At 73.1% G+C, this 18,434-nt stretch carries 14 protein-coding genes; 10 read left to right on the forward strand and 4 right to left on the reverse strand.

All coding sequences use genetic code 11. From position 1 onward, the window contains the following. Positions 1 to 106: 106 nt before the first annotated feature. From J116_RS19085 to J116_RS19105, 5 genes are all read left to right on the forward strand, one after another. Positions 107 to 1,990: a LamG domain-containing protein gene (locus J116_RS19085; RefSeq protein WP_023588674.1), complete on the forward strand. Its 1,884-nt coding sequence runs from the start codon at positions 107 to 109 to the stop codon at positions 1,988 to 1,990. A 28-nt stretch (positions 1,991 to 2,018) separates the two neighbouring features. Then, positions 2,019 to 2,243 (forward strand): hypothetical protein, encoded by a 225-nt coding sequence (locus tag J116_RS19090; RefSeq protein ID WP_023588675.1) that lies wholly within the window; start codon positions 2,019 to 2,021, stop codon positions 2,241 to 2,243. A gap of 372 nt (positions 2,244 to 2,615) precedes the next feature. Then, the gene (locus J116_RS19095; RefSeq protein ID WP_023588676.1) at positions 2,616 to 3,077 is read left to right on the forward strand and encodes a hypothetical protein; all 462 of its coding nucleotides are present in this window, start codon (positions 2,616 to 2,618) and stop codon (positions 3,075 to 3,077) included. A 9-nt stretch (positions 3,078 to 3,086) separates the two neighbouring features. After that, positions 3,087 to 4,898, forward strand: a complete 1,812-nt coding sequence (locus J116_RS19100) for an alpha/beta hydrolase (protein WP_023588677.1) — start codon at positions 3,087 to 3,089, stop codon at positions 4,896 to 4,898. Between the two features lie 37 nt (positions 4,899 to 4,935). Beyond that, positions 4,936 to 5,403 (forward strand): hypothetical protein, encoded by a 468-nt coding sequence (locus J116_RS19105; RefSeq protein WP_235617366.1) that lies wholly within the window; start codon positions 4,936 to 4,938, stop codon positions 5,401 to 5,403. A gap of 107 nt (positions 5,404 to 5,510) precedes the next feature. On the opposite strand, the gene J116_RS19110 is transcribed toward J116_RS19105, so the two are convergent. After that, the gene (locus J116_RS19110) at positions 5,511 to 6,551 is read right to left on the reverse strand and encodes a mechanosensitive ion channel family protein (RefSeq protein ID WP_394331491.1); all 1,041 of its coding nucleotides are present in this window, start codon (positions 6,549 to 6,551) and stop codon (positions 5,511 to 5,513) included. Between the two features lie 317 nt (positions 6,552 to 6,868). On the opposite strand from J116_RS19110, the gene J116_RS19115 reads away from it, so the two are divergent. Continuing rightward, positions 6,869 to 7,405: an HNH endonuclease gene (locus J116_RS19115; RefSeq protein ID WP_023588680.1), complete on the forward strand. Its 537-nt coding sequence runs from the start codon at positions 6,869 to 6,871 to the stop codon at positions 7,403 to 7,405. A gap of 183 nt (positions 7,406 to 7,588) precedes the next feature. On the opposite strand, the gene J116_RS19120 is transcribed toward J116_RS19115, so the two are convergent. Continuing rightward, complete coding sequence (locus J116_RS19120; RefSeq protein WP_023588681.1) at positions 7,589 to 10,834, reverse strand: beta-N-acetylglucosaminidase domain-containing protein; 3,246 nt, start codon at positions 10,832 to 10,834, stop codon at positions 7,589 to 7,591. A gap of 319 nt (positions 10,835 to 11,153) precedes the next feature. Here J116_RS19120 and J116_RS19125 point away from each other — a divergent pair, with 319 nt between their 5' ends. The 3 genes from J116_RS19125 to J116_RS19135 are packed head-to-tail and all read left to right on the forward strand — an operon-like array spanning position 11,154 to position 13,769. Beyond that, positions 11,154 to 11,396, forward strand: coding sequence for a hypothetical protein (locus J116_RS19125; RefSeq protein WP_023588682.1), 243 nt, complete (start codon positions 11,154 to 11,156; stop codon positions 11,394 to 11,396). Between the two features lie 28 nt (positions 11,397 to 11,424). Further along, on the forward strand, positions 11,425 to 13,521 hold the full coding sequence (gene malQ, locus J116_RS19130; protein WP_023588683.1) for a 4-alpha-glucanotransferase: 2,097 nt from the start codon (positions 11,425 to 11,427) through the stop codon (positions 13,519 to 13,521). A gap of 20 nt (positions 13,522 to 13,541) precedes the next feature. Then, a complete protein-coding gene (locus J116_RS19135) occupies positions 13,542 to 13,769 on the forward strand; it encodes a hypothetical protein (RefSeq protein ID WP_023588684.1) in 228 nt (75 codons plus the stop codon). A 138-nt stretch (positions 13,770 to 13,907) separates the two neighbouring features. Here J116_RS19135 and J116_RS19140 read toward each other — a convergent pair whose 3' ends face one another. Further along, a complete protein-coding gene (locus J116_RS19140) occupies positions 13,908 to 14,462 on the reverse strand; it encodes a MarR family winged helix-turn-helix transcriptional regulator (protein ID WP_023588685.1) in 555 nt (184 codons plus the stop codon). A 120-nt stretch (positions 14,463 to 14,582) separates the two neighbouring features. Here J116_RS19140 and J116_RS19145 point away from each other — a divergent pair, with 120 nt between their 5' ends. After that, positions 14,583 to 15,506 carry an EamA family transporter gene (locus J116_RS19145; RefSeq protein ID WP_023588686.1) on the forward strand — a complete coding sequence of 308 codons (924 nt, stop codon included), beginning with the start codon at positions 14,583 to 14,585 and terminating at the stop codon, positions 15,504 to 15,506. 176 nt (positions 15,507 to 15,682) lie between these two features. Here J116_RS19145 and pepN read toward each other — a convergent pair whose 3' ends face one another. Further along, positions 15,683 to 18,247, reverse strand: a complete 2,565-nt coding sequence (gene pepN, locus J116_RS19150) for an aminopeptidase N (protein ID WP_023588687.1) — start codon at positions 18,245 to 18,247, stop codon at positions 15,683 to 15,685. Positions 18,248 to 18,434 lie beyond the last annotated feature (187 nt).

An 18,434-nucleotide genomic window follows, 5' to 3' on the forward strand; every position in this document is an offset into this window, starting at 1 on the left:
CCGTCCATAACGCGTTGACGCTCGCCGACTTCACTCCGTAGCGTCGCGGACGATCTTGAATGGCTCGTGTACTCGAACACGGGCCGTGGTCTGAGGGGGGAGCCTCATGCAGTTCACGTCATCCGCCGTACCGGCCGGACCGCCGCGCGCGAGACGCCGGTTCGCCGTCGCCGCGACCGCCGCCCTGCTCCTGGGCGGCGCGGCGGTGCCCTCCGCGCACGCGCAGGCCGCCGCCGACGACCCGGTGCCGCTCGCGCCGACGGTCACCTCACTCGGCCCCTACGAGGAGTGCGCCCCCAACCACTGCCTGCCGCACGGCGGTCCGGGCATGCCTGCCCGCTTCCGCTTCACGCCGAACGCCGCCGACCAGGACGTCACCGGGTACCGAGTGCGGTTCGGTGACCAGGTCCGCACCATCAGCGTTGCGGAGGCCGAATCCTTCGAGGTCACGCCCACCGAGGGTGGTGTCTTCTTCCTTGACGTGCAGGCGGTGGACTGGGGCGCGCGATTCGGAGCCACGACCACCTTCACCTTCAAGGTCGATCCCGTTCTCGCCCACTCCCGCTGGCGCTTCGACGACGGGCTGAACGACCCGGCGGCCACCGTTGCCGCGGACTCCGGCACGGGGAGCGAGCGCCACGACGCCGTCGTCCACACCGACGGCACCGGCTGGTCGCCGCTCGCCCGCGCAGGGGAGCAGGACCGGGCGCTCCTGCTGGACACGCCCGAGGGGCAGCGCCCCCGCGAGTACGCGGAGACGGCCGGGCCCGTACTGGACACCTCCAAGCCGTTCACCGTGTCGGCGTGGGCCTACCTGGCCGGCACCGGTGACGACCGCGTCGTCCTGTCCGTGCCGGGCAGCCACGGCACCGCGCTCGACCTGCGCTACTCGGCCGCCGACCGCACGTGGGCCTTCGGCAGATCGGCGCAGGACGCGCCCGGAGCGCCGAGCGTCCGCTCGCTGGCGGCCACCGACGCGGTGCCGAACGCGTGGACCCACCTGGCGGGCGTCTTCCACACCCGGCACGACACGGACCCGTCCAACGACACGGTCCAGCTCTATGTGAACGGCCGCCCCCAGGGCAGCCCCGTGGTGCTCGCCGAACAGGCGCCCGCGTACGAGCCGTGGCGCGCCACGGGCGGCCTCCAGTTCGGGCGCGGCTACGCCGACGGCGACCACGACCACTACTTCCGGGGCCGCATCGACGAGGTCACCGCCTGGCAGTGGCCCCGCACCCCGCTGGAGATCCGCCGCCTGACGGAGGTGCGCGACCGGAACGGGGAGGTGGTCTTCACCCCGGCCGCGCACTGGGACGCGGCGTCCACCGAGGGCGGTCGCGTCCGGCAGACCGGCTCGTACCCGGGCGGGGACCTGGGGCTGTCGCCCACGGGCGCCTCGCTGAACGCGGAGGAGGGCAGCCTCGTCCTGGACGGCGAGACCGGCCACGCCGCGACCGAGGGCCCGGTCGTCGACGAGACAGGCTCGTTCACGGTGTCGGCCCGCGTGCGGGTGGACAGTGCGGCCATGGCGGCCAAGCCCGAGGGGTACCGCGCCCTGGTGGCCGGCCAGCGCGCCGGGACGGAGTACTCGTGGGCGCTGTGGCTGAAGAAGTACTCGCAGGACGCCTACCTGTGGGAGTTCACCCGCACGTCCCTCGGTCCCGACGGGCAGCCGACCGAGACGATCACCTTCGGCAGCTCCGATTACGCCGTCCTCGACACCTGGGTCGAGCTGACCGGGGTCTACGACACCGTGGAGACCAAGGGCGCGGGAAAGCTGAGCCTGTACGTGGACGGGATGGAGCAGATGTCATGGCGCCCGTCGGACCTGACGCACGCCCAGCAGGGCACCGGCGCCCTCACCGTCGGCGGTGACGCGTCCGGCGGAGCCGCCACGGCCCACGCCCTGCCCGGCGCGGTGAAGACCCTGCGGGTGTGGACCGGCGCCATCACCGTCCCCTACATCCACCACTACGTCATGCCGCAGTGACCCAGCGCGGCATGGTGAGGGAGGCCCTGTGGCCAAGACGCGGTGCCGGTGCGGGAACCTGATCCGCGACGACGACCCGGACCACAGCATGGTGCTGAACTCCCACAGGGCCTCCGAGGACCTGGACTTCGACGGCACCGCCCTGTTCGGCAGAGGCACTGACATGCTGCGCTGCGCGGCGTGCGGGCGGCTGTGGGTCTTCTGGGACGAGCACGGCAGCCCCACCGAGTACCGGCCTGTCGCAGAGGGGTGAACGAGGCTGGGCGCGGCCACTGCGCCGCGCCCGGCACGGCTTTTTGATCCCCTGCTCCCGCCTCGGCCCGAGGCGGTCCCCTCCCACGGCCGGTGCCGGACTGGGCCGTGCCCGCCGGGCACCTTGTACGCGTTGGACGCATCCGGCTCACCCTGCTGAACGCGGTCGGTGAGCCGGACTGGTTCAGCACGCGTCGACAGTCCACACGTCCGGGTGAAAGAACGATGCCACCCACATCGCAGGATGCACGGCTGACCGCCGAACCCGCCACAAATGAGTACGGGTACTCAGAATCCCTCTCCCGTTGCGCCATTAGGGTCATTGCGGAAGCCCTGCTGGGGTGTAGGGCTGACCCGCTGTGGAGGGGCGCCGATGTCGTGGGACGAGTGGGAACAGCTCAAAACGGAGGCTGCTGAACGCCAGTCGAGTCGGATGCGGCTCAACCAGTTACCGGCTTCCGACCCGGCCGGTGGTGATGGCGGCGGTTCGTCGGGGGATCTGCGGACCCGGAAGCAGGCCTGGACACGGGCGGGTGAGGGCGTCAAGGGCCTGAAGGCGGACATCAGCGAGGGCCTGAAGAAGCTGGACGATGGGCAGTCGGGCGTGGCGGAGTCGTCGGGGTGCCAGTCGGCGGCGGCGCAGAAGGAGCTGTACGACTCCTGGAGGAGTTACGGCGGCAAGGTGAGCGGGCGTTGCGGCACGGTGGGCGGGCTGCTGGAGCGCGCCGGGAGGGATCTGGCGATGACCGACAAGGCGATCGAGGAAGAGTTCGCGAGGATCAGGGCGCAGTACCAGGACACGGAGCCGGTCGGCGGCCAGGCGAAGGGCCGGTGACGGTCGGCGATGGATCTGGCGACGCTGAAGAAGATCAAGCCCGCCGCGTTCGAGGACGCGGCCGACGGTTACCGCGCCACGGGCGAGATGGCCGCCAAGGCGAAGGACGCCATCGACATCCGGATCTCCTCCGGCATCCGCGCCCAGCTGGAGGGGGAGACGGCGAACGCGGCCCTGGGCGAGCTGAAGGAGCTGTCGAAGAACTTCCACTACGTGCAGACCGAGTGCGCTCTGGTGAGCACCGCGCTGGCGGGTTTCGCGCACGACATGGCCGCGGCCAGGCGGAAGCTGGACGCGGCCGTCGCGGACGCGCGGGCCGCCGGGTGCACGGTGAACGCGGACGGGTCGGTCAGCTTCCCCGCGGGCGGCCAGGCGGTCGACGGCAAGATCCCGGAGGGCGGCACGGTCACCGGGGCGGGCGGCCCGTCCTCCCCGACGGCCGACGCGCTCTACCGGCAGGCGGCCAACGCCCACCCCAACCCCCACTACGGCAAAGCGTTGGAGTTCGCGAACCGGATCGCCGACGCCGTGCGGGAGGCCACGGAAGCGGACACCAAGTGGGCGCCGAAGCTCCGCGCGCTGAAGGCCGACGACGACCTGACCGTCTCCGACCGGGACTGGACGGACACCCAGTCCGACACGAGCGGAGTCCGCCATGCAGCCGCTGCGTACCTGGACACCATCGAAGCCCCGCCGAAGGACGGAACGCCGGAGAAGAACGCCCAGTGGTGGAAGGACCTCACCCCGGAGCAGCGCGCCGACTACCTCGCCGTCCATCCAGGTGCCCTCGGGGCGATGAACGGTCTCCCGGCGGACGTTCGTGACGAGGCGAATCGTACGGTCCTGGCGGAGACCAGGGCGATGTACCGGCTGGAGCTCGCCGCCATCCCGAAGGAACCGGCCATGTACGGTCAAGGTCCCGGCGGTTACCGCGTCGACGTGATCACTCCGGAGTGGCAGGAGTGGCACAGGAAGTACGCGGACAAGAAGGCCGAGATGGAAGGCGTGTTGAAGGGAATGGACGCCATCCAGGCCCGCTTCGACCGGACTGGCCGTGATGGGCTCCCCGAGGCGTATCTGCTTGGCTTCGACCCCACCGGGCTGGCTGACGGAAAGGTCATCCTCGCCAACGGGAACCCGGACACGGCTGATCATGTCGGCATTTATGTCCCCGGCACCTTCTCCCACATCGCGTCCATCGGTGGTGACGACGACACCCACGGGGATCTCGGCCGGGGAGACAGACTCTGGACCGAAAGCACCCGTCTCGCCGCGGGGCAGAAGGTCTCCACAATCACGTGGTTCGACTACGACGCCCCCGATCACATCCCGCAGGCGACCCGTCACCAGTACGCGGACGAGGGCGGCCCGCGGTTGTACGACTTTCTGCAGGGCAGCAAAGCGGCGCAGGAGAGTGTTGACGGCACGCGCGCGCACACCACCGTGATCGGTCACAGCTACGGAAGTACGGTCGTAGGCGTCGCAGCGCAATCCGGAACTTGGAGGGACCCGGCGGCCGTCAATGACTTGGTCTTCGCCGGTAGCCCTGGCGTACAAGCGGACCATGCGGCGGACTTGGGTGTCGGAGCCGACCGTGTTTGGGCGATGGGCGCCCCGTTGGACGATTTCGTGGTTCGGCACGGAGGTCGCCTCGTGGGACTGGGTGACAACTGGACCATTCCGACCGATGAGTCGTTCGGTGGGAACGTCATGGAAAGCGACGCGGGCGGGCACACGAAATTCTGGGACGCAGGCTCCACGAGTCTGTGGAATCAAGCGGCCGTCATGGTCGGCCAGCGCGACAAGGTGGAAATTGAGTAAACGAACTTCGGTATTCGTTTCCGTTCTGATGGCTTGCATGCTGGCTGCGGCGTGCTCTGGTGGAAGTGAGGCGGAAGTGGAGGTCCGCGACAGTGCGGCAGTGAAGGCGGACACCAAGAAGGTGTCCAGCCGGGTGCTTGAGATGCTGGCACTTGAGGGAAAAGTGACAGAGACGGGCGCGATGACCATGCGGTGTTCGGGATTTGACGCCGATGAGAAGGTCTACCGCGCTCGACATCCCTGGAGCGTCTACGATGCCTCCTTTGCCGACATGCGGGCGGCCTTTGACCGTCTCCGTGGTGAGTTGCCGAAGAACGGCTGGAAGATTGTCAAGGATGGCCCCGACGGCACTGCGGGAAAGAGTCCCCAGATTGTCGCGGAGTCCGAGGGCGGAGATTTCGCAGTCGACGCACGGCTGCACGAGGAGAATAGAGCACAGAACGCTCCGGCCCTTCTCACGGTCACTGTGGAATCAGCGTGCTACAAGGGGTCCGGCACCTCGTGACGCTGTGGCGCTGATCCTGTTCGGCCTGGAGGCAAGCGCCTTCTGCCGGAATGCCAAAGACGCCCCGCACCAGTAGGTGCGGGGCGCCTTCGCGTGTGCGCGGGCCGTCAGTTCTTCGCGAGGTTCGGGCCTGTCGCGGGCTGGGGTATCGGGGTGGCGGCCAGGGACTGGGGGGTGGTGGGGGAGGCGAAGGCGGACGGGGCGGCCATGCCCGCTGTGGGGTCGGACGGCGAGGGGGTGTCCGACGGGGCCGGGACGCCGCCCACGATGCGGATGCCCGCCGCGTCGAACGCGCGCTTGATCCGCCAGCGGATCTCCCGTTCCACGCCCAGCGCCTTGCCCGGCATCGTCTTCGCCGAGACCCGCAGCGTCATCGAGTCGATCATGACCTCGGTCAGGCCCAGCACCTCGATGGGGCCCCACAGCCGCTCGTTCCAGGGCTCCTCGGCGGCCATCTCCTCCGCCACGTCCTCGATCAGCTTCTTCAGCGCGTCCAGGTCCTCCGTCGGGCGGACCGTGACGTCCACGCCGGCCGTCGCCCAGCCCTGGCTGAGGTTGCCGATCCGCTTGATCTCGCCGTTGCGGACGTACCAGATCTCGCCGTCCACGCCGCGCAGCTTCGTCACCCGCAGCCCCACCTCGATGACCTCGCCGGACGCCACGCCCGCGTCGATCGAGTCACCGACCCCGTACTGGTCCTCCAGGATCATGAAGACGCCCGACAGGAAGTCCGTCACCAGGTTCCGCGCGCCGAAACCGATCGCCACACCGGCCACGCCCGCCGATGCCAGCAGCGGCGCCAGGTTGATGTCGAAGGCGCCCAGGATCATTAGCGCCGCCGTACCCATGATCAGGAACGACGCCACCGACCGCAGGACCGAGCCGATCGCCTCCGACCGCTGACGGCGCCGCTCGGCGTTGACCAGCAGCCCGCCCAGCGCCGTGCCCTGCACCGCCTGCGCGCTGCGGTTCATGCGGTCTATCAGCTTCGTCAGCGCCCGCCTGATCAGGTAGCGCAGCGTGACGGCGATGGCGATGATCAGCAGGATGCGCAGGCCGGTGTTGACCCACGCGGCCCAGTTCTGCTCCACCCAGCCCGCGGCCGCCCCCGCCTGGCGGGCCGCCTCGTCCAGCGAAACGGGGGACACGGGGGACACGGACGCCCCGGACGACGACGGGGACGGACCTGAGTCGGTCGGGGGGACAGCGGGCGGGGCCGACCACAGCACGGCGGGGAACCTCCTGGCATCACGGGCGGGTCTCTTCCATTAAACGGGTGGAGCACACCGGTTCGTCGCCTTGTTCGAGGGAGAGGCTCGTCTCATCTGGGGATGAGCACCCTGTGGTCGAAAACACCTCCAGCCCGTTACCCCCATGTGGTGGCGCTTCGACCTGGCATGAGGAGAGACTGAGAGCAGATCGTCCCGGCGCGAGCCACGCGCCGCCGGCGTACAAGGAGGCATCCGTGCCGCATGTCCTGGTCCTCAACGCGTCGTACGAGCCCCTCGGCGTCGTACCGCTCCGACGCGCGCTCGTACTCGTCCTCGAGAACAAGGCCGTGTGCCTCGAGGAGTCCGGCGCCTTCATGCACAGCGCGACCCGAGCGATCGCAGCCCCCAGCGTCGTACGGCTGAAGCGGTTCGTACGGGTCCCCTACAGGGGGCCCGTTCCACTGACCCGCAAAGCACTCTTCGCCCGCGACGGCGGACGGTGCATGTACTGCGGTGGCGTCGCAACCAGCGTCGACCACGTCGTCCCGCGCAGCCGCGGGGGCAAGCACGCCTGGGACAACGTGGTGGCGGCCTGCCGCCGCTGCAACCACATGAAAGCCGACCGGCACCTGCGTGAGCTGGGCTGGCGGCTGCACCAGCCACCAGCCCCGCCCACCGGTCTCGCCTGGCGCATCATCGGCACCGGGCACCGGGACCCGCGCTGGCTGCCCTACCTGCAGCCGTACGGCGCGGACGACGCCCTGGCCCGGATCGACGGCATCTCAGCCTGACGTCCGGGCCCTGTCGTACCCCCGTCTTCTCTCATGGGGAAGCGGGCGCCCTTCCCGTGGGGAGCAGGGTGCCCTTCCCATGGGGGCGGGCCGGTGCGACGGCCGGGCCACGGCTGTCCGCGGACCGGGGCACCGCTCCTCTCCGGGCGGTACCCCGGTCTCCGTACGCCGTCGCAGACGCCGCTACTCCGCGACGACCGCGTACGCCTGCACGTCGAACAGCGAGTACCCGTACTCCGTCGCCCGCTCCTCGCCCTGTACGCGCAGGAACCGGGTGTCGGGGGCGTCCATGCGGACCGCCTCGCGGCCGCCCCGCCCGTCGCTGACCGTCGCCGCGGTGCGCCACGAGCGGCCGTCCGGGGAGACCTGGACGCGGTACCGCTTCGCGTGCGCGTCCTGCCACTGGAGCACCACCTGCCCCACCCGTGCGGGCTCGGCCAGCTCGACCTGCCACCACGCGCCGTCCTCGGCCGGGGACGACCAGCGGGTCTCCGGGTCGCCGTCGACCGCGGCCGACGCCGGGAAGTCGGGCGTCTCGTCGCCGGACGAGGTGGCCGCCGCGCCGGGGGAGCGGGTCAGGTCCGCGCCGCCCGTCGCCGGATAGGCCCGGACCGTCAGCGTCCGCTCCTCGCCCGCGAAGGACAGCGTCACCGGGTACGACCCGGCGGGCGTGCCCTTCGGGACCGTGATCGTCAGCGGCACCCGCGTGTCCACGCCGCGCGGGACCGTCGTCTCCTTCGGCACGCCGACCACGACGCCCTTCGGCGCCCGCACGGCCAGCGCCCCGCGCACCGCCTCCGGCCGCCGCGTCGACAGCACCGCGTCCACCCGCTGCGGGCGGCCGCCGATCACCGCGTCGGTCTCGGCGCGCGGCAGCTCCAGTCCGACGCGCGGCTCGTCCGCGAACCACGGCACCAGCGACCGTACGGGCACGGCCTCGCCCGCCGCCCAGCTCACCCGCACCGCGTCCACGCGCAGCGCGCCCGCGACCCGGGCCTGCGTCCAGCCGCTCGGCGACAGGGGGCCGAGCCGCCGCCAGCCCTCGCCCGGCACGTGCACCTCCACGGCGCCGCCGCCGGGGCCGCCGGGACCGGCCAGCGCGGTGACCGCCTCCACGGGGCGCGCCCGGCCGAGGTCCACCGTGTACGAGGTGTCCGTACGGTACGGCTCGCCCGCCTTCCGGGACGCGCCCGTCCAGGCGCCCGCCTCGTCCACGGCCCGCTTCAGGAACGGGTCCAGCACGCCCGTGCCGACCTTCGCGGTGCTCGCCGCCAGGGCCTGCCGCAGCGGCTCCAGTTCCAGCTGGGCCCGCCACGCGGCGGCGCCGTCGCCGCGCGCCTGCGCCTGGAGCATGTCCACGGCGGCCTCCCCGGCGCGGCCGTACCGGGCGAGCTGGTCCAGCCAGGGCCGCACCTCGTCGTCGAGGCGGCCCTCCGCCGGGGCGGTCAGCGCGGCCGGGGCGCCCCGCATCACCGTGAACGCCGCCCGCAGTTCCCTGGCCGCCTCGTCACGGGCCGACGCGGGCACGCCCGTCGTGGTCCGCGTCCGCCAGAACTCGGCCAGCAGGGGCCGCAGGTAGGCCGACTCGCCGTGCGGGTCCAGCAGCGACGACGCGTCGTTCCCGGCGAGCGCGCCCAGCGCCTCACGGGCCCTCGGGTCGCCGCCCGCCAGGTCGTCCAGCGCGGCCCGCCACGACTCCTGCGGGCGGTAGCCGCGCGGGTTCCACGCGAAGTCGGCCGCCGTGAACACGGGCACCCGCGACGCGGACGCCTGCTCCATGCCGTTGGCCAGCAGCGCCGCCGAACCGGCCGCGACGGCGGGCTCCCGGCCGGTGTACGGGCCGAGGAAGATCCGGTCCTGGGCGTAGTCGTTGACCGGGTAGTTGTCCATGGTGACCAGTGGGTGGCGGAACACCTCGCGGGCCTTCGCCAGTTCGCCGCCGCTGATCGTGCGGGGCACCACGCCGACGCCCGTCCACGCCACCTGCACCCGCGCGTCGAGCGCGTCGGCGAGCGCGGTCCGGTACTCGGTCGCGCCGTCCTGGTAGTACTCGGTCGGCATCAGCGACAGCGGCTCGGCGTCCGGGTGGCGCTCGGCGAGGTGCCGGGACAGTTCGCTCGCCACGCGCGCGTGCGCCCGGGCGGCCGCGCCGGGGCCCCGGCCGAAGACCTCCGCGTCCCGCGAGCAGTGCCACTCGTCGTACGCGGAGTCCTGGAACTGGAGCTGGAAGGCCCGCACTCCGAGCGCGTACATGGCGTCGACCTTGCCCTTGAGCGCCTTCACGTCGTCCTCGGACGCCAGGCACATCGACTGGGCGGGCGCCACCGCCCACGCCAGCGTCACGTGGTTGCGCCGGGCCCGGTCGGCCAGCTCGCGGAACTCGGCGCGCTGCCCCGCCGGGTACGGCTCACGCCACCGCGCCTGCCGGTACGGGTCGTCGCCGGGCGCGTACAGATAGCGGTTCTGCTTGGTGCGGCCCATGAAGTCCAGCTGGGCGAGGCGCTGCTCATGGCTCCAGGGGCGGCCGTAGAAGCCCTCAGCGAGGCCGCGTACGGCGGTGCCGGGCCAGTCGCGGACGACCACTCGGGGCACCGACCGGGAGGAGGTGATCAGCTGGCGGAGGGTCTGGACCGCGTGGAACAGCCCGTCCGGGCCGACGCCGTCCACGGCGATCGTGTCCCGGCCCTGGTGGCGGCCGGCCGCGAGCCGGTAGCCGCCGGACGGCAGGTCGCCGCGCTCGGGAGCGCGAAGGGCGCGCAGTGCGCTCTGCGCGCCGGTGCCGCCCCACCACACCACCGTCTCGCGCGCCCCCGTCACGCCGTCCGCCCGGCGTACCCCGGCCGCGCCAGCCACGCCAGTCGCGCCCGCCGTACCTGCCGCGCCGGCCGTACCCGCCGTGCCGGAAGACGCGCCGCCCGAAGCGCCCGACGCCCCGGACAGCAAGGACCCGCCCTCCGGCCCGACCCGGCGCACCTTCCGCACGCCCGCGTCCCGCAGGACGCCCTCCAGGGCCGCCACGGCGTACGGGTCGGTGTCCGGGTCCGTCACGAGGACCACCTCGTCGCCCAGCCGTACGGCGGCGCCGTCCACGGTCCGCAGCGACTGCGGGCGCGGCCAGACGGCCGGTGGCCGCCCCTCGACCGCCGTCGGCGCGGCCCGGTCCGTACCCGGCCGCGGGGCCGGGACCGAGGGGGCCGCCGTCGTGGCGCGGCCGGTCACCGCCGCTGTGCCCCGCTCGGGCGCCACCTCCGCGTCCCGGTCCGGCGCCGTCGCGGCGGGAGCGCCGGGGCCGCCGGGTGTGGCGGCCGCGCCCTGCGCGCCGCCGAGCAGACCGCCGATGACCGCGACCGCGACGGCGGTCGCGGTGCCCTTGCCGCCGCGACCGGCGCGACCGGCGCGGCCGAACTGCGCGAGCTGACCGAACTGCACGCGCGTCTCCCCTCGTCCTGCGTGGTTCTGTGGGTAGCTTTGCCGGTGGCCGTACTGCCGTAACTGCCGTACCGCTGTTCTGACGGGTCGTCGGACAGGTCGTCCTACTGATGGGTTTCGAGCCCACCACCCCCTGACGAAGGTGTCAATGTGCGTGGCCGATGTGTCGTATTTGCACACCGAGCCGCCGGGTCCGGGCGCCACCGCCCCGCGACCGGCGCACGCGTGGAGTGTGAGCAGCGCCACGTGACGGGGATGCTCCGGGAAGTGCTGGGTAGGGCTGCCCGGGACCCACTGTCACCTCGTACAGGAGGCCCTCATGGCCGCGTCCCCCCAGCTGCTGCTCTCCGCCCTCTCCAAACAGGTACCGGGACAGGTCCACGGCCCGCTCACCGGCCGGGTGCCGGGACCGCTGTCCGGCCCTCTGACCAGCGAACCGCCGCTCGCCGACGCCGCCCCCCTCACCAGCGAACCGCCGATGACCGACGCCGCGCCCCTGACCAGCGAACCGACCGCGCGCGGCACGGCCGGTGGAGCGGAGTCGTCCCGCACCTACACGTAGAACGCACGAGAAGCGTCCAGGAGGCCGTATGACCCTCGCCCGGCTCGCCGCGCTGCACGGAGTCGCCACCGCGTACTCCCCCTCCCCGGGCGTCACGGTCCCGGTCCCCGACGCGACCGTGGTCACCGTCCTGGGCGCCCTGGACGTCGACGCGACCACTCCGGCCGCGCTGGACGCGTCGCTCGCCGCCGCCGAGGAGGAGCGGGCGGCGCGGCTGCTCCCGCCCACGGTCGTCGTGTGGCAGGGCGACGAGCCGGCGGGCCGCCCCCGCCCGCTCGCCGCCCTCCCCGAGGGCACCGTCCTGCGCATCGGCCTGGAGGACGGCGGCACGGCCGCGTCGCCCGTCCCGTGGGCGCAGCTCCCGCCCGGCGTCCACGCCCTGGAGGCCCACGCCCCCGACGGGCGCACCGCCCGTGCCACCCTCGTCGTCGCCCCCGCGCGCGTGCCGCAGCCCGCCGGGCCCTGCCACGGCGTGCTGGTCCAGCTGTACTCGCTGCTGTCCGCCCGCTCCTGGGGCATGGGCGACCTCGGCGACCTGCGGGAGCTGGCCGACTGGGCGGGCCGGGCGCTGGCCTGCGGCTTCGTGCAGGTCAACCCGCTGCACGCGGCCGTGCCCGGCACGCCCACCGACCCCTCCCCATACCGGCCCTCCTCGCGCCGCTTCCCCGACCCGGTGCACCTGCGGATCGAGGACGTCCCCGAGTTCGCGTACGTCTCCGGGGCCGCCCGCGCCGAGCTCGACGCGCTCGCCGGGCGGGCCGGGGAGCTGCGCGACGGCGTGCTGCGCAAGGGCGAGCTGATCGACCGGGACGCCGTGTGGGTCCTCAAGCGCCGCGCCCTGGAGATCCTCGCGACAGTCCCGCTCGGCCCCGGCCGCCGAGCCGCGTACGAGGCGTTCCGCGCCGAGCGGGGGCAGGCGCTGGAGGACCACGCCACCTGGTGCGCGCTGGCCGAGCGGTACGGGGCCGACCGCGCCCAGTGGCCCGGGGGCCTGCACGACCCCCGGTCGGCCGCCACCGCGCGCGCCCGCGCCGAACTGGAGGACCGGGTCGCCTTCCACCGCCTGGCCGCCTGGCTGACGGACGAGCAGCTGGCCGCCGCCGCGCGCGCCGCTCGCGAGGCCGGGATGCCCGTCGGGGTGGTCCACGACCTGGCGGTCGGCGTGCACCCGGACGGCTCCGACGCCTGGGCGCAGCCCGGGGCGTACGCGCGCGGCATGTCGGTGGGCGCCCCGCCGGACGCGTTCAACGCGCGCGGCCAGGACTGGGGGCTGCCCCCGTGGCGTCCCGACGCGCTCGCCGCGTCCGGCTACGCCCCCTTCCGGGAGCTGCTGCGGTCGCTGTTCCGGCACGCGGGCGCCCTGCGGATCGACCACGTCATGGGCCTGTTCCGCCTCTGGTGGGTGCCCGCCGGGCTGCCGCCGGCGCACGGCACGTACGTCCGGTACGACGCCGACGCGATGCTCGCCGTGCTCGCCCTGGAGGCACACCGGGCGGGCGCCGCGGTGATCGGCGAGGACCTCGGCACGGTGGAGCCGGGCGTACGGGACGTGCTGCGGCGCCGGGGCGTGTTCGGCACGTCGGTGCTGTGGTTCGAGCGCGACTGGGAGGGCACGCGCCGGCCGCTGCCGCCCGAGGCGTGGCGCGCCGACTGCGTGGCCACGGCGACCACGCACGACCTGCCGCCGACGGCCGCCCGGCTGAGCGGCGAGCACGTGGAGCTGCGCCACCGGCTGGGGCTGCTCACCCGGCCCCTGGAGGAGGAGCGCGCCGAGGACGCCGAGGACGTCGCCGAGTGGCTGGCGTACCTGGGGGAGCTGGGCCTGCTGCAGCGGGGCGCCGCCCGTGACGAGGAGGCCGAGGTGCGGGCCGTGTACCGGTTCCTGCGCCGTACGCCCGCCCGGATGACCGGCGTGTGGCTGCCCGACGCGGTGGGCGACCGGCGCCCGCAGAACCTGCCGGGCACCTGGGACCAGTACCCGAACTGGCGGCTGCCCATGGCGGGCGCGGACGGGCGTCCGGTGAGCCTGGAGGACCTCGCCGCGTCGCCCCGGCTGCGCGCCCTGATGGCCGAGCTGGTGCCGTCCGGGGCCCGTACGGCACCCCCGGGCGCGCGGTGCGTCTAGGCGTTCGCTACGTTTGCTCCGTGGACAAGAAGAACGCCCTGCGCGCCGGCGCCGTCGCGACCGGTACGACGCTGATGATGCTGCTCATGTCGTCCCCCGCGCTCGCGCTCACCCGTGACGACGGCGACGACCCGGGTCCCGGCCTGAGCGTCGTGGAGACGCTCGGCCTCTTCGTGGTGGCCCCGATCGTGCTGTTCGCGGTCATCGCCGGCCTCGTCATGGTGCTGGACCGCTCCAAGAAGGCCTGACCCACCCCGTTCCTCTCCAGGGCGCCGCGCACCGGGTTCGACCCGCTGCGCGGCGCCCTGCTGCCTTCGTACGCCGCCCTGGTGCGCCGCCTGGTGCGCCGCTGCCCGTGCGCACGAAGGCGGCCCGCGTACGCCCGCTCAGGCGCCCGTCGCGTTGAGCAGCCGCCGCAGCAGCCCGGCGAGCTGCTCCGCCTCGCCCGCGTCCAGCGCCGCCCAGAGGGCCTCCCGCTGTACGGCGAGACCGGCGCCGACGGCCTGGTCCACGACCTCCAGCCCCCGGTCGCTGAGCGTCACCCGCAGCGCCCGCCGGTCGTGCGGGTCCGGGTTCCGGCTCAGCAGCCCGGCCCGCTCCAGCTTGTCCAGCCTGCCGGTCATGCCGCCCGTCGTCAGCATCAGCGTCGCCGACAGCTGGCGCGGTGAGAGCGTGTACGGCTCGCCGGAGCGGCGCAGCGTCGCCAGCACGTCGAACTCCCCGCGCGAGATGCCGAAGGGCGCGTAGGCCCGCTCCATCCGCTCGCTCATCAGGTGCGTCAGCCGGTAGATGCGGCCGAAGACGGCCATGGGGACCGTGTTCAGGTCGGGGCGGACGACGGCCCACTGGGCGGTGATGGCGTCCACGGGGTCGGGTTCCGCGAGGGGGTCGGAGCCCGGGGCGGGCCGGGAGGCGGGGTCGGGGGCTGGGGTCGCGTGCATGGCGGCAGTCTCGTCCTCTCCCCGCCCTCTCGCAAAGAAGCGGCTCACCGCAAGTAGCTTGCGACTAATTAACTTAGAGCTAAGCTAATTAGTGTCGAGGTACTTTGAGGAGGGGATCGCATGTCGTCCCGCGCCGCCGTCATCGCCGTCACCGCGCTCGCCCCCGTCTCCTGGGGGACGACCTACGCGGTCACCACCGAGTTCCTGCCGCCCGACCGGCCGCTGTTCACCGGCCTCATGCGGGCCCTGCCCGCCGGGCTCGCCCTGCTCGCGCTCACCCGCACGCTGCCGTCCGGCGCCTGGTGGTGGCGGTCGGCGGTGCTGGGCGCGCTGAACATCGGGGCGTTCTTCCCGCTGCTGTTCCTCGCCGCGTACCGGCTGCCGGGCGGTGTCGCGGCCGTCGTGGCGTCCCTCGGGCCGCTGTTCGTGATCGGCCTCGCCACGCTGCTGCTGGGGGAGCGGCCGACCGTACGGGCGCTGCTCGCGGCCGTCGCGGCGGCGTTCGGGGTGAGCCTCGTCGTCCTGACGGCCGGAGCCGCGTTCGACCTGGTCGGCGTGGTCGCCGGGGTCCTGTCGTCGGCGTCGATGGCCGCCGGGACGGTGCTCACCAAGCGGTGGGGGCGCCCCGAGGGCGTCGGGCCGCTCGTCATGACCGGCTGGCAGCTCACCGCGGGCGGTCTCGTCATCGCGCCCGTCGCGTTCCTCGTGGAGGGGGCGCCGCCCGCGCTCGACGGCGGGGCGCTGCTCGGGTACGCCTACCTGGCGCTGGCCAACACGGCCGTCGCGTACTGGCTGTGGTTCCGGGGCATCGGGCGGCTGACCGCCACCTCCGTGACGCTGCTCGGGCCGCTGTCGCCGATCACGGCGGCCGTCGTCGGCTGGGTGGCGCTCGGCCAGGCCCTCGGCCCCGTCCAGCTCGTCGGCATGGCGATCGCGTTCGCCGCGACGGTCCTGGGCCAGCTGGCGCCCCGACGGCGCGACCCGCTCGCGGTCGAGGACCTGACGCCCACCGGGGCGGTGCCCCGGACGGCGAACCGCCCGTAGCGGCGGCCTGTGGCCCGGCCGCCGTAGCCCGGCTCCCCGTAGCCCGGCCCCCCGGAAGTGCCCCGACGGCCGCGCCCGGAAACACCAGGGGCGGGACACCGACGGCGCCCCACCCCTGGATCAACGGCCTTGGATCACCGGCCTGGATCAACGGCCCTGGATCAGGACCGGTCGGCTCACCTGTCGGCGGCCTGCGCCTTCAGCGCCCGCTCCACACCCGAACGGGACTCCGAGACCAGGCGGCGCAGCGCCGCGTTCGGCTCGGCGCTCTCCAGCCACGCGTCCGTCCGGTCCAGCGTCGCCCGCGACACCTGGAGCGACGGGTACAGACCGACCGCGATCTGCTGGGCCATCTCGTGGGACCGGGACTCCCACACGCCCTTGACCGCCGCGAAGAACTTCTCCGTGTACGGCTCCAGCAGCTCCCGCTGGTCCGTCTGCACGAAGCCCGCGATCACGGCCTCCTGCACGGCGTTCGGCAGCGTGTCGGACTCCACGACCGACGCCCACGCCTCGGCCTTGGCCTCCGCCGTCGGGCGCGCCGCCATCGCCGTGGCCGCGTGCCGCTCACCGGCGGCCGTCCTGTCCCGCTCGTGCTCGGCGGCGATCTCGTCGGCGCCGAACCGGCCGGTCGCCGCGAGGCGCTCCACGAACGCCCAGCGCAGCTCCGTGTCCACGACCAGGCCCTCGACCGTCTCCGAGCCGTCCAGCAGCGCCGCCAGCAGGTCGAGCTGCTCGTCCGTGCGGGCCGTCGCCGCGAACGCCCGCGCCCACGCCAGCTGGTGGTCGCTGCCCGGCTCGGCCGCCCGCAGGTGCTCCAGCGTGGCCTCCGTCCAGCGCGCCAGGCCCGTCTCGCGCCAGTCCGGCGCCGCGTACAGGTCGAGCGCCAGCTTCACCTGCCGGTGCAGGCTCTGCACGACGCCGATGTCCGACTCCTTGGCGACACCCGAAAGCACCAGGTCCAGGTAGGCGCGGGTGGCCAGTTCGCCGTCGCGGGTCATGTCCCACGCCGACGCCCAGCACAGCGCGCGCGGCAGCGACTCGGTGAAGTCGCCCAGGTGCGCCACGACGTTGCGCAGCGACTCCTCGTCGAGGCGGACCTTCGCGTACGACAGGTCGTCGTCGTTCAGCAGGACGACCGCCGGGCGCCGCTTGCCGACCAGCGCCTCGACCCCGGTCAGCTCGCCGTCCACGTCCAGCTCGACGCGCTCGGTGCGCACCAGCTTGCCCGCGTCGTCCAGGTCGTAGAAGCCGACCGCGATGCGGTGCGGCCGCAGGATCGCCTCGCCCTTGGCACCCGCCGGGAGCGCCGGGGCTTCCTGCTTGACCGCGAACGACGTGATGACGCCGGTGGAGTCGGTGTCCACCACCGGGCGCAGGATGTTGATGCCGGCCGTTTCCAGCCACTTCTTCGACCAGGTCCTCAGGTCGCGCCCGGAGGTCTCCTCCAGCGCGCCCAGCAGGTCGGACAGGCGCGTGTTGCCGAACGCGTGACGCTTGAAGTACGCCTGCACGCCCTGGAAGAAGGCGTCCATGCCGACGTACGCGACGAGCTGCTTCAGCACCGAGGCGCCCTTGGCGTACGTGATGCCGTCGAAGTTGACGAGCACGTCGTCCAGGTCGCGGATCTCGGCCATGATCGGGTGCGTGGACGGCAGCTGGTCCTGACGGTACGCCCAGGTCTTCATCTGGTTGGCGAACGTCGTCCACGAGTGCGGCCACTTCGAGCCGGGCGCGTACGCCTGGCAGGCGGCCTCCGCGTACGTGGCGAACGACTCGTTCAGCCACAGGTCGTCCCACCACTCCATGGTGACCAGGTCGCCGAACCACATGTGGGCCAGCTCGTGGAGGATCGTCGCGGCCCGCACCTCGTACGCCGCGTCCGTCACCTTCGACCGGAAGACGTACTGGTCGCGGATGGTGACGGCGCCCGCGTTCTCCATCGCGCCCGCGTTGAACTCCGGCACGAACAGCTGGTCGTACTTGGCGAACGGGTAGGCGTAGTCGAACTTCTCCTGGAACCAGTCGAAGCCCTGCCGCGTCACCTCGAAGATCGCGTCGGCGTCGAGGAACTCCGCCAGCGACGGACGGCAGTACACGCCCAGCGGCACGACCTGCCCGCCCGGGCCCTCGTACGTCGAGTGCACCGCGTGGTACGGGCCGACGATCAGCGCCGTGACGTACGTCGAGATGCGCGGGGTCGGCTCGAAGACCCAGACGTCGTCCTTCGGCTCCGGCGTCGGGGAGTTCGAGATCACCTTCCAGCCCGCCGGGGCCTTCACGGTGAACTGGAACGTCGCCTTCAGATCCGGCTGCTCGAAGCTGGCGAACACCCGCCGCGCGTCCGGCACCTCGAACTGCGTGTACAGGTACGCCTGGCCGTCCACCGGGTCCACGAACCGGTGCAGGCCCTCGCCGGTGTTCGTGTACGAGCAGTCGGCGACGACCTTCAGCTCGTTGACGCCCCGCTCCAGGTGCTTCAGCGTGATCCGGGACTCCCGGAACACCGACGCCACATCCAGGTGCCGGCCGTTCAGCACCACCTCGTGCACGGCGGGGGCCACCAGGTCGATGAACGTCTCCGCGCCCTCCTCGGCGCACTCGAACCGCACGGAGGTCTCGGACCTGTAGGTCCCGCCCTCCTGCGCGCCGCTGAGATCCAGGTCGATCTCGTACGCGTCCACGGTCAGCAGCGCCGCGCGCCGCCGCGCCTCTTCACGGGTCAGGTTTGTGCCAGGCACCCGGTCATCTCCTCCATGTACGACTTTGGGGGCCATCCTTCCACGGGCCACCCGCCACGCCGAGCGCATAAGACGGCCGTACGGCGAAGGGGCGGCCCCGCACATCGGCGGGACCGCCCCTGAGGCGGCCCGGGACCGCTCGCTCGGCGGCGGGCCCCTCACCCGGCGGTGACGGGCCGCTCACCCG

The organism is Streptomyces thermolilacinus SPC6 (assembly GCF_000478605.2).
Taxonomy (GTDB): Bacteria; Actinomycetota; Actinomycetes; order Streptomycetales; family Streptomycetaceae; genus Streptomyces; species Streptomyces thermolilacinus.

Bases quoted from the DNA above. Each gene is read 5' to 3' on its own strand.
- J116_RS19085 (WP_023588674.1), top strand. From the start codon at position 107: ATGCAGTTCACGTCATCCGCCGTACCGGCCGGACCGCCGCGCGCGAGA.
- J116_RS19095 (WP_023588676.1), top strand. From the start codon at position 2,616: ATGTCGTGGGACGAGTGGGAACAGCTCAAAACGGAGGCTGCTGAACGC.
- J116_RS19100 (WP_023588677.1), top strand. From the start codon at position 3,087: ATGGATCTGGCGACGCTGAAGAAGATCAAGCCCGCCGCGTTCGAGGAC.
- J116_RS19105 (WP_235617366.1), top strand. From the start codon at position 4,936: ATGCTGGCTGCGGCGTGCTCTGGTGGAAGTGAGGCGGAAGTGGAGGTC.
- J116_RS19125 (WP_023588682.1), top strand. From the start codon at position 11,154: ATGGCCGCGTCCCCCCAGCTGCTGCTCTCCGCCCTCTCCAAACAGGTA.
- malQ (WP_023588683.1), top strand. From the start codon at position 11,425: ATGACCCTCGCCCGGCTCGCCGCGCTGCACGGAGTCGCCACCGCGTAC.
- J116_RS19140 (WP_023588685.1), bottom strand. From the start codon at position 14,462: ATGCACGCGACCCCAGCCCCCGACCCCGCCTCCCGGCCCGCCCCGGGC.
- J116_RS19145 (WP_023588686.1), top strand. From the start codon at position 14,583: ATGTCGTCCCGCGCCGCCGTCATCGCCGTCACCGCGCTCGCCCCCGTC.